The organism is Streptomyces sp. NPDC056231 (assembly GCF_048270745.1).
Taxonomy (GTDB): domain Bacteria; phylum Actinomycetota; class Actinomycetes; order Streptomycetales; family Streptomycetaceae; genus Streptomyces.
In genome coordinates this window covers 201,155-214,806 of the sequence record NZ_JBLVKW010000004.1, presented here as the reverse complement: position 1 = coordinate 214,806, position 13,652 = coordinate 201,155, and the positions used below count along the sequence as shown (strand labels likewise).

General features: G+C 69.4%; 8 protein-coding genes. 6 read left to right on the top strand and 2 right to left on the bottom strand.

The genetic code is table 11. The features are described 5' to 3' along the window. Positions 1-211: 211 nt before the first annotated feature. Positions 212-2,371, top strand: a complete 2,160-nt coding sequence (locus ACNPQM_RS06130) for a RecQ family ATP-dependent DNA helicase (RefSeq protein ID WP_418083172.1) — start codon at positions 212-214, stop codon at positions 2,369-2,371. 250 nt (positions 2,372-2,621) lie between these two features. Here ACNPQM_RS06130 and ACNPQM_RS06125 read toward each other — a convergent pair whose 3' ends face one another. Together ACNPQM_RS06125 and ACNPQM_RS06120 are read right to left on the bottom strand one after the other, a co-directional pair. Beyond that, entirely contained in the window at positions 2,622-4,049 is a 1,428-nt protein-coding gene (locus ACNPQM_RS06125) for an amidase (protein WP_418083171.1), read from the bottom strand. A 282-nt stretch (positions 4,050-4,331) separates the two neighbouring features. Further along, positions 4,332-5,804: an APC family permease gene (locus ACNPQM_RS06120; RefSeq protein WP_418083224.1), complete on the bottom strand. Its 1,473-nt coding sequence runs from the start codon at positions 5,802-5,804 to the stop codon at positions 4,332-4,334. Positions 5,805-6,416: 612 nt separating this feature from the next. Between ACNPQM_RS06120 and ACNPQM_RS06115 the strand changes: the two genes are divergently transcribed. The 5 genes from ACNPQM_RS06115 (at position 6,417) to ACNPQM_RS06095 (ending at position 13,626) form a co-directional block, all read left to right on the top strand. Further along, positions 6,417-7,721, top strand: coding sequence for a DUF4192 domain-containing protein (locus ACNPQM_RS06115; RefSeq protein WP_358858913.1), 1,305 nt, complete (start codon positions 6,417-6,419; stop codon positions 7,719-7,721). Positions 7,722-7,998: 277 nt separating this feature from the next. Further along, entirely contained in the window at positions 7,999-8,763 is a 765-nt protein-coding gene (locus ACNPQM_RS06110; RefSeq protein ID WP_418083170.1) for an NUDIX hydrolase, read from the top strand. A gap of 112 nt (positions 8,764-8,875) precedes the next feature. After that, a complete protein-coding gene (locus ACNPQM_RS06105) occupies positions 8,876-10,702 on the top strand; it encodes an ATP-binding cassette domain-containing protein (RefSeq protein WP_418083169.1) in 1,827 nt (608 codons plus the stop codon). A gap of 160 nt (positions 10,703-10,862) precedes the next feature. Beyond that, on the top strand, positions 10,863-11,750 hold the full coding sequence (locus ACNPQM_RS06100) for a FadR/GntR family transcriptional regulator (protein ID WP_418083168.1): 888 nt from the start codon (positions 10,863-10,865) through the stop codon (positions 11,748-11,750). A 325-nt stretch (positions 11,751-12,075) separates the two neighbouring features. Beyond that, positions 12,076-13,626 (top strand): RNA polymerase sigma factor, encoded by a 1,551-nt coding sequence (locus ACNPQM_RS06095; protein WP_358858845.1) that lies wholly within the window; start codon positions 12,076-12,078, stop codon positions 13,624-13,626. Positions 13,627-13,652: the final 26 nt, after the last annotated feature.

Genomic DNA, 13,652 nt, shown 5'->3' with positions numbered 1-13,652 from the left:
CCACACCTACCCCCCCCTCCCCCCCATCCCCCCTTCACACCCGGTGGGGGGGGCCCTTTTTTTTATACCCCCCCGGGGGGGGGGGGGGGCGGGCCCCCCCCCCCCCCCCCCCAACACCCCCATCCGTGCGTGGCAGGAGCACCCTTGGTGAGCCTTTTGCCACGTCGGGTGGATTCGCTGATTGTCAGTGCTATCGGGTTGCATGGGGGGCATGGACAACCTGGAGCTGCGTACTGAAGCGGATGCAATCCTCGCCGAGCTGGTCGGTGCCCCGGGGGGTTCGGCGCAGCTGCGGGAGGACCAGTGGCAGGCGGTGGCGGCTCTTGTGGAGGAGCGCCGGCGGGCGCTGGTGGTGCAGCGCACCGGCTGGGGCAAGTCGGCGGTGTATTTCGTGGCCACCGCTCTGCTGCGGCGTCGTGGCTCGGGTCCCACGGTGATCATCTCGCCGCTGCTGGCGCTGATGCGCAACCAGGTCGAGTCGGCGGCGCGGGCCGGTATCCACGCGCGCACCATCAACTCGGCCAATCCGGAAGAGTGGGAGACGATCTACGGGGAGGTGGAGCGCGGCGAGACCGACGTTCTCCTTGTAAGCCCGGAACGTCTGAATTCTGTGGATTTTCGCGATCAGGTGCTGCCGAAGCTTGCGGCCACGACCGGTCTGCTGGTGGTCGACGAGGCGCACTGTATTTCCGACTGGGGCCACGACTTCCGGCCCGACTACCGGCGGCTGCGGGCGATGCTGGCCGAGCTGCCCGCAGGCGTGCCGGTACTCGCCACGACGGCGACCGCCAACGCGCGCGTGACCGCGGACGTGGCCGAACAGCTGGGCACCGGTGCCGGCGAGGCCCTGGTGCTCCGCGGCCCGCTGGAGAGGGAAAGCCTTCGGCTGGGTGTGGTGCAGCTGCCGGATGCCGCGCACCGCCTGGCCTGGCTTGCTGAGCATCTGGACGACCTGCAGGGCTCGGGGATCATCTACACCCTCACCGTCGCCGCGGCCGAGGAGGCCACCGCCTTTCTGCGGCAGCGCGGCTTCCGCGTGGCCTCATACACGGGGAAGACGGAGAACGCCGACCGGCTGCAGGCCGAGGTCGACCTGCAGGAGAACCGAGTGAAGGCACTGGTTGCGACCTCGGCGCTGGGCATGGGCTACGACAAGCCGGACCTGGGGTTCGTGGTGCACATGGGTTCGCCCTCCTCGCCGATCGCCTACTACCAGCAGGTGGGGCGTGCAGGCCGCGGCGTGGCCCACGCCGATGTGCTGCTGCTGCCGGGCAAGGAGGACGAGGCCATCTGGCGCTACTTCGCCGATACCGCCTTCCCTCCTGAGGCGCAGGTTCGTCAGACACTCTCGGCCCTCGCCGGTGCGGGGCGGCCGCTGTCCGTGCCGGCCCTGGAGGCGGCGGTGGACCTTCGGCGCAGCCGGCTGGAGTCGATGCTGAAGGTGCTGGATGTCGACGGCGCGGTCAAGCGGGTGAAGGGCGGCTGGACGGCAACGGGAGCCGAGTGGGTGTACGAGGCTGAACGCTACGCGTGGGTCGCCAAGCAGCGGGCGGCCGAGCAGCAGGCCATGCGCGACTATGCGAGCACATCCCAGTGCCGGATGGAGTTTCTGCGCCGGCAGTTGGACGACGAAGGGGCCGCCACCTGTGGCCGCTGCGACAACTGCGCGGGCGCCTGGGCCGATCCCTCTGTCTCGATGGAGACGCTGACGGGGGCGACGAAGGAACTGGACCGCCCCGGGGTGGAGGTTGAGCCGCGCCGGATGTGGCCGACCGGGATGCCCGCACTGGGCATCGACCTCAAGGGGCGCATCCCGGCCAAGGAACAGTGTTCCACCGGGCGTGCCCTGGGCCGGCTCTCGGACATCGGCTGGGGCAACCGACTGCGCCCGCTGCTGGCGGAGAGCGCGCCCGATGGACAGGTCCCCGACGATGTCCTGCGGGCCGCGGTGGCGGTCCTCGCCGACTGGGCGCGCTCCCCGGGGGGCTGGGCGCCGAACGTCCCGGACGCCTCTGCCCGGCCGGTAGGAGTGGTCGCTGTACCGTCCTTGGCCCGGCCTCAACTGGTCGGCTCCCTCGCTGAAGGCATCGCGTCCATCGGCCGCCTCCCCTTCCTGGGGACGTTGACGCACACCGGGCCGAGCGGCGCGCACGCGGCACGCCGCAGCAACTCCGCCCAACGCCTCAGAACGCTGTCCGGCGCCTTCACCGTGCCTGCGGACCTGGCCGATGCCCTGGCCGGCTCTCCCGGTCCCCTCCTGCTCGTGGACGACTACACCGACTCCGGCTGGACCCTCGCAGTCGCTGCCCGCCTGCTCCGCCAGGCAGGCAGCGAACAGATCCTGCCGCTGGTCCTTGCCGCAGCGGGCTGACGTCGCCTGTTCCGTTCATGCCACCAACTCGTTGCCATGAACGGCGGTGGGCCACGCCCGGGTCGGTCCTGTACCCGGCGTACTGTCCGGCTCGTCCGCCGCTACCGGCTGTGCCTCCGGAAGGGCCTCCGATCTGCGCCGGAGGCCCTTTCTGGTCTTTCATCAGCTTGTTGCCTCAGGCGATGCTCCGGCCCTGGTCGAGCCCGTGGCCCCAACAGGCCGGCTTCCTGTACCGGTGGCAGACGTCACGTCAGAGGACCGGGACGCTGTTCCAGGGGCGGACGGCCTCGATCGCTGCTGCGGCGCGGAACACCGTGGCGTCGTCGTAGGTGCGTCCGACGACCTGCACCCCCGTCGGTACTCCGGTCGAGGCGAAACCGGACGGCACGCTCAGCACCGGGCAGCGGCTGGCGATGTTGAACACCGTGGTCATTGCGGATTCCAGGTAGAAGTCCAGCTCGACGCCGTTGATCACAACCTTGGTCGAGAGGTAGTCGTCGTCCGCCTTGAGCGCTGGGACGGCGCTCGTCGGGCACAGCAGGACGTCGTAGCGGTCGAGCAGGGCGCCGAGCGTTGTCTGCACCGCAGCCTCGGTCTCAAGGCCCTGGAGAAAGCTGCCGGGCTCGCGGACGGCCTCGGAGGCCCGCCGGGCGAAGTCGAGCGCGTACGTGGTGAGCTGGTCGCCGTGCTCGGCGGCGACCGACGCGATGTAGGGGCCGAAGATGGAGCCGAAGTGGATCATCGCTGCCCGCATCACGTCCGCCCGCATGATGGGGACCTCCACCTCCTCGACAATGGCTCCGGCCGCACGCAGCGCCTCCGCGACCGCGCGGGTGTTGGCCTCGACCTCGGGTTCGACCGGCCAATCCCCGAGGGTGACCGAAAGCGCCACCCGCAGGCCTTCGGCGCCCTCGAACCGCTCGGGGAGGACGAGCTTCGGCCGCAGCGAGACCGCGTCCAACGGGTGGGGCCCCGCGATGACGTTCTCCAGCAGGGCGCAGTCTCCGACGGTGCGCGCCATCGGGCCGTCGTGGCAGTACGTGTCGAGGTTGAACGGCGTCATCGCCGGCACGCGCCCGTACGGCGGCTTGAAGCCGACCGTGCCCGTGTACGAAGCGGGGATGCGGATCGAGCCGCCGATGTCGGAACCGGTCGCGAGCGTTGCCTCACCCGCCGCGAGCGCGGCGCCTGCGCCGCCCGAGGAGCCGCCCGGGGTGAACTCCAGGTTCCATGGGTTGCGGGTGACGCCCCACAGCCGTGACTGCGTGTACCCCGCGCAACTGAACTCCGGGGTCGTGGTCCGGGCGTGCACGATGCCGCCGGCAGCCTGGACCCGCTCGATCACCGGGTGCGTCTGCTCGGCCATCTCGTCCTGGTACGCCAGGGAGCCGTCCGTGATGCGGCGGCCCGCGATGGGCTGCTCCTCCTTCGTCGCGACGGCGAGACCCTCCAGCGCGCGGGGTGCCTCGCCCTTGCCCCCGTACCGGGCTTCGGCCTCGCGGGCGGCGGCGAGCGCCTCCTCGAAGGTCCGCTCGGCAAGGGCGTTGACCTTCGGCTCGACGGCTTCGGCGCGCGCGATGACCGCGGTCATCAGCTCGACCGGTGACAGGGAGCGGTCACGGAAACGGCGCAGAGCCTCGGTGGCCGGCAGATAGGCGATGTCGGTGAGGTCAGTCATGTGACGGTCCTTTGCGATGAATCAGACGAGTCGGGTAGGCGCGCGGTGGCCTTCGGACATGCGGGTCGGATCTCGTCCGGGCCGCGGGGCACGGAGTCGAGCAGGAGGCGGGTGCAGGGATGCTGAGGTTGGTCAGGACGGGTATTGCGGGACCGGATTCGGCGGTCCTTCCGCCCTTGAGCACGACCACCGCGTCGGTGACGTGCCGGACGACCGCGAGCTTGCCGCTGTCAAGGAGGAAGCCGATGCCCTCGTCGCGCCGGGTGCCGGCGGCCTGTTGGGTCAGCGGTCCGTGCCGCGCGCCGGCAGGGCGCTGATCGGTTCGCTGTCAGCGGCGGCGTCGCGGGTACGGATGAAATAGGGCGACCGGCGATGCCAGCGGGCCCACGCGGCGGCCAGCAGGCCGGAGCCGATCATCAGCACCGGGACGAGCAGTGCGAACCAGCCGTTGTCGGCGGAGACTTCGAAGTGATCGGTGGAGCGATAGAAGGTCCAGGCGAGGTAGCCGCCGGTGGCGAGCAGCGCGAGCGCGCCCAGCACCGGTGCGACGACCGCGCGCTGGGCCTCCAGTGGTGAGGTGCGCAGCAGGTGGCGGAAGCGCACCGCGGCGGCCAGGGCGGTGAGGGCGTAGTAGAGGGCGACGACGATGCCGATCGCGTTGACGGCGGCGAAGATCAAGTCATTGACGGTGGGGATGACCAGCGCCATCGCGGCGAGGACCAGGGCGATGCCGGTGATCAGCAGGGTGCCGACGGCGGGCGTCCCGTGCTTGGGGTGGAGGCGCGTCCAGACGGAGCCGAGGACGCCGTCGCGGCCCATCGCGTACATCCCGCGGGCGGTGGGGATGACTGCGGCCTGCAGCGACGCTACCGCGGAGAACATGAGGGCGATGAGCGGCAGTGCGGCCAGCGGCTGCTCGGCGAGCTTCATGCCGAAGTAGGCGAGCCCTTGCGCGCCGTTGTCGGCCAGTTCGTCCAGCGGCAGGACCCGCTGGAAGGCGGTGCCGGCCAGCAGGAAGAGGAGCAGCATGACGGTCAGGGCGATGAACCCGCCGCGAGAGGCGTCCCGCGGGTCACTGACCTCTTCGCCGACGCTGAAGACCGACTCGAAGCCCCAGTAGCAGAAGACCGCGAGCACCATGCCCTGGGCGAGGGCTTCGGCTGAGGGGATGTCGAAGGGGTTGTACCACTGGAGAGAGAACGGCTGGTCCCCGGCGAACAGGCCGTAGACGCAGAAGGCGAGCAGCACGCCGTACTCGAAGATCAGCAGGTACTTCTGGAGACGCGCCGCGAGGTCGAGCCCGCGGACGGCGACCAGTGCGGCGGCGACCAGGACGGCCATGCCGAGGAGAGTGGACTGGAGGGTGGAGTCCGGATCGAGGGAGAGGCCGGCGACGCTGTGGACGGTGGCCTGTCCGAGGAGCTGGATGATCGCCGAGCCGGTCACCGTGGTGGTGTAGGCCATGAACACGATGGTGCCGACGACGTTGACCCATCCGGTCAGGAAGCCCAGCCAGGGGCTGAAGATGGTGCCGACCCACTTGTAGCTGCTGCCGGCGTTGGGTTCGACACGGTTGAGCCGCCCGTATCCGCCGGCTATGCCGAGCACGGGCAGGAAGGCCAACAGCATGATCGCTGGTAGGTGCAGGCCGACGATGCTCGCCATCAGACCGAGTCCGATGCCGATACTGCTGGTGGCCGCGGTGCTCGACGCGGCGAGAACGATGCTGTCGACGACGCCTATGGACTTCCGCATCGCGGCCTGGGGGGCCTGGGCGCTTCTGCTCGGCGTGGCGCTTGCATTCTTCACTGGTATCACCAACGATCGCCGCCTTGTCGGGGGAGGGTGGCCGGAGAGCTCGGATGGCAGGCCATGAAACCCCTGCCCCCTTCACACGTCAATCGTGTTGTCATAAGCCTCGGGTCATGACTGAACGTGTGGTTCCGGAGCCGCATCGATGCGCAGAAGGCCGACGAAGCAGGGCGCAGTGCTGTCCGAACAGGTCATTGTGGATACGGTCCTGCGCCTGGTCGGCTGTTGACGGTCCGGCGGCTGGAAGCCGCACTGGGCGCCGATCTCAGTGCGCTCTACCGCTACCGCCGCGACACCTGCGACCTGCTGCTGGCGGTCGCCGACGAGTTCATCGGTCGTGCCCGACTCGGCTGCAAGCCCACCGGCAGGTGGCGTACCGACCTGTGCGGGCTGGGTCCGTGTCCGTGTCCGTGCCTCGTACCAGGCGCGCCCGCGGGCCGCACTGTTGGCGGCGCACCGGACGACCGGCCGGGACAACCGAACGACCCCGCGTCCCTGTGGACAACTTATCCACAGGGGGTCGCGGACTTCTGCTGCCTGCGGGACGGTCATGCAATGAACAAGCGCAACGAATCCACCGGACCGGCCGAAGAGCAGCGGATCACTCTGCGCGGGCCCGCCGAACTCGCCGATGCCCTGCCGTATCTCATGGGCTTCTATCCGAACGACAGCGTGGTCATGGTCGCTCTGCACGGCGGCCGGGGCCGCTTCGGCGGGCGGCTCAGGCTCGGAATTCCGCAGTCGCCGCAGGAATGGCCGCACGTCGCCGAGCAGCTTGCCGAGTGCCTGGTCAAGGGGAGCGAGCGACGCGGTGAGCACCCTGATGCGATCGTCGTATTCCTCTGCCAGGATCCTGCCGACGGGGAGACCCCGGGCCAGACGATGGAGCGGCTGCGGCCGCTGGCCCAGCGTCTGCGCACGGCCTGCGGGGCTCTCGATGTACCCGTCCTCGAAGCGCTCTGCATCTCCGGCGGACGCTACTGGTCCTACTGCTGTCCGGACGCGCGCTGTTGCCCGAGCGAGGGCAACGGCTTGTCCCTGCCGGGCACTTCGGTGATGGCGGCCGCCGCCGCTTACGCGGGCATTCAGGTCCGGGGGTCTCTGAGGGAGATGGAAGCCAGACTGGCGCCTCTGAGGACCCCGATCGTGGCAGAGCAACCGCAGGCCCTCGACTCGGCCGGCGCTGCACTGGTGCCGAGGATCCTCGACGAGGAGGGGCGCAAGGAAGTGGCGCGCGAGACCCTCGGGCTCGCGCGCGTCCTGATGAAACGGCTCCGGGAGGCGCCGGCGACCGCGCCCTCCGCGGCCGACGGCCAGGACGACTCGTTGATCAGCAATGACGAGGCCGCCGCGGTGATCCTCGGTCTCCAGGACCGGGAGACCCGGGACAAGGCCGCAGAATGGATGGAAGGGCCCGACGCCCAATCCGCTCTGCGCCTGTGGCAGGCGCTTTCACGCCGTTGCGTCGGACCGTACGAGGAGCACGCTGCTGCGCCGCTCACCCTGGCAGGCTGGGTCTCCTGGTCGACAGGCGACGAGCCGGGCGCCCGGGTCGCATTGGGGCTGGCCCTCCGGGTGGACCCCGACTACACCTTCGCTCAACTGCTCCATCAGGCGTGCAACCAAGGACTCGATCCGGAGGCTCTGCGCCGCTGCCTGCGCGGGGAGAGCAGCGAGCAGAAGGAGCGCGGTCATCATCGTGCCGAGCGAGTCGTCCGGCCTCGCACGGTACGCCCGTCGGCGGTGAGGCGGAACAAGACACAGCCCGGCCAGGCCCGGCCAAGGGCGGTCGCGCGACGCCGTGACCGTGACCGTGAGCCGCGGGCCCACGGTCACGGCCGGGCACGGGGCGGCCGATGATCATGGATCCCGATCGCCCGGTGTCGGGCAGGGGAGCGGGGGTGCGGCGCAGGGCATCGAGTTGAGCGGGCACAGACCGAGAAGAGCGACGAGGGGAGCCGCAGGTGCGCAGTGTCTGTGCACCGGAACGCAACGGCCTCCGGGGTGCTGCCGTGGCGTGCCCCGGAGAACGACTCGCATCGCGCGGGCGGTGAGCCGACCAGTTTCCGGGGCCGGGCTGGATGAAGATCATGACGAAGGGAGTGTTTATCGTCAGGCAGACGACTATGATCACGGCATGCCGCCCTACGACCCGTCGACCTTTCCGCCGTTCGCTGTCACCGTCGACCTGGTTGTGCTCACCGTGCGCCGTCATGCGCTCTGTGCGCTGGTGGTTCGCCGCGGCGAGTCCCCGTTCCAGGGCAGGTGGGCACTTCCCGGTGGCTTCGTCAGAGCCGATGAGGACCTCGGAGCCGCTGCGGCGCGTGAGCTCGTCGAGGAGACCGGACTGTGCGCGCAGGACCCGGTGGCCCCGGCAGTCGGCAACGGTGCCCATCTCGAACAGCTCGCCACCTACGGCGACCCCAGGCGAGACCCCCGGATGCGGGTCGTCAGCGTGGCTCACCTCGCACTCGCCCCCGACCTGCCTGCTCCCCGCGCGGGCGGCGACGCGAACAGCGCACGATGGGCACCCGTCGAGGACCTGCTCGGGCCGGAGGGCGGTTTCGGCCGCGAGGGTGATCAGCCCGCCCCGCTCGCCTTCGATCATGCGCAGATCCTCGCCGACGGCGTCGAGCGGGCACGTTCCAAGATCGAGTATTCCTCGCTGGCCACCGCTTTCTGTCCTCCTGCGTTCACGGTCGGAGAGCTGCGTCGGGTGTACGAAGCGGTCTGGGGGGTGGTTCTGGACCCGCGGAACTTCCATCGCAAGGTGACGGGCACCCCCGGCTTCCTGGTGCCTGCCGGCGGAACGACCACCCGCCAGGGTGGTCGCCCCGCCCAGCTCTTCCGGGCCGGCGCGGCCACCGTGCTCAACCCGCCGATGCTGAGGCCTGAGGTCTGACCTCGCGGAACGCCCGCAGGATTGATGATGCGCTAAAAGTCCGATATGCCGAGTTATCGTGCTGCGGTATCCGCCCTGCCGCCGAGCGGTCTCACCTCCCGCGAGAGAAGCGATGCTTCAGGCCATCGGACTCACCAGCGCCCCCCACCGCTGCCGTCCGCCCGCCGTGGACGACCTCACCTTCGAAGCCGGACCCGGCCGCGTCACGGCACTCCTTGGCGCCCCCGGTTCCGGCAAGACCACAGCCCTCCGCCTGATGCTCGAAATCGAGACGGGTCGCGGTGTCACCTACTTCCGTGGCAGGCCGCTGCACCGTATCCCGCATCCCGCCCGTGAAGTAGGAGTGCTCCTCGGGGACGTGCCCGGCCATCCCGTCCGCACCGTCCGTGGCCAGCTCCGCATGCTCAGCGCCGCAGCAGGGGTGCCCGCCTCCCGGGCTGACGAACTGCTCGACACCGTCGGCCTCGCCGGGCTCGGCGACCAGCGCATCGGAGCGCTCTCGCTCGGCATGGACCGCAGGCTGGGCCTCGCGTCGGCGCTGCTCGGAGACCCCCATGCGCTGATCCTCGACGATCCCGGAGAGGGCCTCTCGCCACGGGAGAAAGCTTGGTTGCACGGGTTCCTGCGTGCCCATGCCGCGCAGGGAGGAACGGTCCTCTACACCACCAGTGACCCCAAGGAGGCGGCGCGGGCGGCCGACCATGTGGTCACCGTCGACGCCGGCCGGCTGGTCTCCGACCAGACCGTCATCGACTTCTCGCGTACCCGTCTGCGCCCCCGCGTCGCAGTACGGACTCCGCACGCCGCACGGCTCGCCGCAGTCGTGAACCGTGAGGCGCGCGCGGCCCGGCGTTCCGTCGAGGTGGTCATCGAAGCGGGCAGCCGCCTCTCGGTGTACGGCAGCACGTGTGCGGAGATCGGCGACACGGCATTCCGTCACGGTGTTCCCGTTCACCAACTCGCCGACGAGATCGCCGACACCGGCCCCGCGACGGCCAGCGCGTCCGAAGCGGAGGCCTCATCGCCCGGGCGGGCGTCACTCGCGTCGGGCCCGGAGGCGGCACCGGCGCAACCAGAGCCGACTGCCCCCGAGCCGGAAGCTGTGCCGCAAACGGCATCGCTCGTCCCGGGTCAGGAGCGCGCACCGTCGATCCGCCGGCGGCCGGCTCGTGCTCCACACCGGCCGCTCCGCTACGAACTGCGCCGTCTCTTCGGCGTCAGGACAACGACGTTGATCATGGCGGCCGTTCTGGTCGTCTCGGTCGGACTCTCCCTTTTTCTCGCCCGCACCGGCCACGCCCCGCTGCCGAACCTGCTCGCAGCTTGGCCCACGGCGCTGCCCCTGCCGCCTGCTGCTGCCGGCGCCGGACTGCTCGGCGCGCTCTCCTTCGGTGACGAGTTCCGCTACCCCGCGCTTGCGGCGGGCCGCGGCACCGTCCCCCGCCGCCTCGGTCTGCTCCTGGCCAAGCTGGCGGTCTCCGCGGGTGTCGCGCTGCTCCTCGCTCTGATCGTGGTGGCGGCCTCCGCCGAGGCACTCCGTCTCGTGTACGGAGGCGACTTGGTCAGCGTTCCGCCGAATACGGCTTTTCTCGCGATGAGTTGGGTGGGCCTGAACGTGGGCTGCGCCTGGGCGGGTCTGCTGGCCGCCGGAATCTTCCGAGTGACCGCCGCCGGAGTCACCGCAGTGCTCGCTGTGCCCGCGTTTGTCGTTCCGCTTGTCCGAAGAGTGCTGTCGGGGCCGGCCGGTCACTCGGTACTCGAGCTTCCCAGCAGGCTCCGCGAACTGGCTTGGGTACAGTGGCCGGACGGGATGGACTCCTGGGTGGTGACGGGGGTGCGCGTGGTCGTGCACCCCGTGGGGGCGGCGCTGGCGTTGTTGCTCTCGGTCCTCATCTGCGCGTATGGATTCACCAGCCTTCGCGGCAGGGTCCGTTGGTGATCACGGAGCGCGGCCACCCGGTCACGAGGCCTGCAACTCCCTTGAAGGTGCCCGTTTTATACAGATAAGGCGTCAATTGGGGGGTGGGCGCCGATCACCCTTTCGTGTGCTTTTCACCAAAGACCTCAAGGGGCGGGCGAGCCGCGCCGACAAAGGATGCGTGAGTACCCTTGCGCACACCATGATGACCGCCGCCCGCTCCGTCGATTCCGGCCTCGCCGGCTCGGGTGAACTCGATCGCTACCCCTACACGGAGGCGCCGGCCGGCGAGCGCGCCGCCGTCCGTTCGTGGGACGGCACCGATGCAGAGCTGGGGCGAGCGGGCCGGCGGGGTTCGGCCAGCCGCGGCCGTGGCCTCCACGGACAGCTCGTTCAGCAGCTCGGTCAGATGATCGTCTCCGGTGATCTGGGTGCCGATCGCCCGCTCGTGCCGGAGGAGATCGGCCAGCGCTTCGAGGTCTCCCGCACCGTCGTACGTGAGTCTCTGCGCGTTCTTGAGGCCAAGGGCCTGGTCAGTGCCCGGCCCAATGTGGGTACCCGGGTCCGTCCGGTCAGCGACTGGAATCTGCTGGATCCCGACATCATCGAATGGCGAGCCTTCGGTCCGCAGCGCGACGATCAGCGGCGTGAGCTGGGTGAGCTCCGCTGGACGATCGAGCCGCTCGCCGCTCGCCTCGCCGCCGGTCACGGCCGGGAGGATCTTCAGCAGCGGCTCGGTGACATGATCGAGATCATGGGGCATGCGCTCGCGCAGGGCGACGTGATCACTTACTCGCGGGCCGACGCCGAATTTCATTCCCTGCTGATCCAGGCTGCCGGCAACCGCATGCTCGAACATCTCTCCGGCATCGTCTCCGCCGCCCTCCAGGTCTCGGGTGGTCCGGTCACCGGCTGTGACCGCCCCGGCGAGGCGTCCCTCGGCCACCACGTCCGGATCGTCGACGCCCTCGCGACCGGCGACGCGGCGGGTGCCGAGGCGGCCATGCGTCAATTGCTCGTCGTTCACCCCGAGGTGGAGCGGGTGGTGCCGGCGCCGCGCGAGCACTGACCGCGATACGGCCAGGGTGTACGAACCATGTGTCGCCGGACCGTCGCGGTCCGGCGGCTCAATTGTTGAAAGATGTCGCTCTTGGTCGCGTTCGCCGTAAATGGGGTGTGACTCGGGCCACGCGGATTGGGCGTAACACTCCTTGAGGCGGTGCGATGACTTAAGAGGTGACCGCCGCGGAAGGAATACAGCAGCCAATGACGGCGCTGTGCAGTTCTGAGGCCAAACCCGCGCCGTCGGTACATTCCCAGCCCGGCGGTCGTCGGTTCCAGCCCTCTCCCGGGCCGGACCGGAAGCCGTTTTCCATCGTTCCGAGAGGTTGTTCGTGTCGGCCAGCACATCCCGTACGCTCCCGCCGGAGATCGCCGAGTCCGAGTCTGTGATGGCGCTCATCGAGCGGGGAAAGGCTGATGGGCAGATCGCCGGCGATGACGTGCGTCGGGCCTTCGAGGCTGACCAGATTCCGCCAACCCAGTGGAAGAATGTTCTGCGCAGCCTCAATCAGATCCTCGAGGAAGAGGGTGTGACGCTGATGGTCAGTGCCGCGGAGTCGCCGAAGCGCGCCCGCAAGAGCGTCGCAGCGAAGAGCCCGGTCAAGCGCACCGCCACCAAGACTGTCGCGGCCAAGACGACCGTGACGAGGACCGTCGCGGCCACCGCCGCCACGTCGGCCGAGACCGTGGACGTGGTGGCCGACGACGCTGCCGCGGCCAGCCCTGCGAAGAAGGTGGCAGCCAAGAAGGCAGCTGCCAAGAAGACCGCCGTGAAGAAGACGGTGGCCAAGAAGACTGCAACGAAGAAGGCCGGTAAGAAGGACGCCGACGAGCTTCTCGACGGCGACGAGGCTGTCGAGGAAGTACAGGTCGGCAAGGGCGACGAGGAGGAGGGCGAGGGCGAGAACAAGGGATTCGTCCTCTCCGACGACGACGAGGACGACGCGCCCGCGCAGCAGGTCGCCGTCGCGGGTGCCACGGCCGACCCGGTCAAGGACTACCTGAAGCAGATCGGCAAGGTCCCGCTCCTCAACGCCGAGCAGGAGGTCGAGCTCGCCAAGCGCATCGAAGCGGGCCTCTTCGCCGAGGACAAGCTGGCGAACTCCGACAAGCTCGCGCCGAAGCTCAAGCGCGAGCTGGAGATCATCGCCGAGGACGGGCGCCGCGCCAAGAACCACCTGCTGGAGGCCAACCTCCGCCTCGTGGTCTCGCTGGCCAAGCGTTACACCGGCCGCGGCATGCTCTTCCTGGACCTGATCCAGGAGGGCAACCTCGGTCTGATCCGCGCGGTCGAAAAGTTCGACTACACCAAGGGCTACAAGTTCTCCACGTACGCCACCTGGTGGATCCGTCAGGCGATCACCCGCGCCATGGCCGACCAGGCCCGCACCATCCGTATCCCGGTGCACATGGTCGAGGTCATCAACAAGCTTGCGCGTGTGCAGCGTCAGATGCTCCAGGACCTGGGCCGTGAGCCCACCCCGGAGGAGCTGGCCAAGGAGCTCGACATGACCCCCGAGAAGGTCATCGAGGTCCAGAAGTACGGTCGTGAGCCGATCTCCCTCCATACGCCGCTGGGTGAGGACGGGGACAGTGAGTTCGGTGACCTGATCGAGGACTCCGAGGCGGTCGTCCCGGCCGACGCGGTCAGCTTCACGCTCCTTCAGGAGCAGCTGCACTCGGTGCTCGACACCCTCTCCGAGCGTGAGGCCGGCGTGGTCTCGATGCGCTTCGGCCTCACCGACGGTCAGCCGAAGACCCTCGACGAGATCGGCAAGGTCTACGGCGTGACGCGTGAGCGCATCCGTCAGATCGAGTCGAAGACCATGTCGAAGCTGCGTCACCCGTCGCGTTCGCAGGTGCTGCGCGACTACCTCGACTGAGTCGAGGCAGTAGGACGACCGAGGGC

Excerpts from the sequence above, each read along its gene's own strand:
- ACNPQM_RS06130 (WP_418083172.1), top strand. The coding sequence starts at position 212 with ATGGACAACCTGGAGCTGCGTACTGAAGCGGATGCAATCCTCGCCGAG.
- ACNPQM_RS06125 (WP_418083171.1), bottom strand. The coding sequence starts at position 4,049 with ATGACTGACCTCACCGACATCGCCTATCTGCCGGCCACCGAGGCTCTG.
- ACNPQM_RS06120 (WP_418083224.1), bottom strand. The coding sequence starts at position 5,804 with ATGCGGAAGTCCATAGGCGTCGTCGACAGCATCGTTCTCGCCGCGTCG.
- ACNPQM_RS06115 (WP_358858913.1), top strand. The coding sequence starts at position 6,417 with ATGAACAAGCGCAACGAATCCACCGGACCGGCCGAAGAGCAGCGGATC.
- ACNPQM_RS06110 (WP_418083170.1), top strand. The coding sequence starts at position 7,999 with ATGCCGCCCTACGACCCGTCGACCTTTCCGCCGTTCGCTGTCACCGTC.
- ACNPQM_RS06105 (WP_418083169.1), top strand. The coding sequence starts at position 8,876 with ATGCTTCAGGCCATCGGACTCACCAGCGCCCCCCACCGCTGCCGTCCG.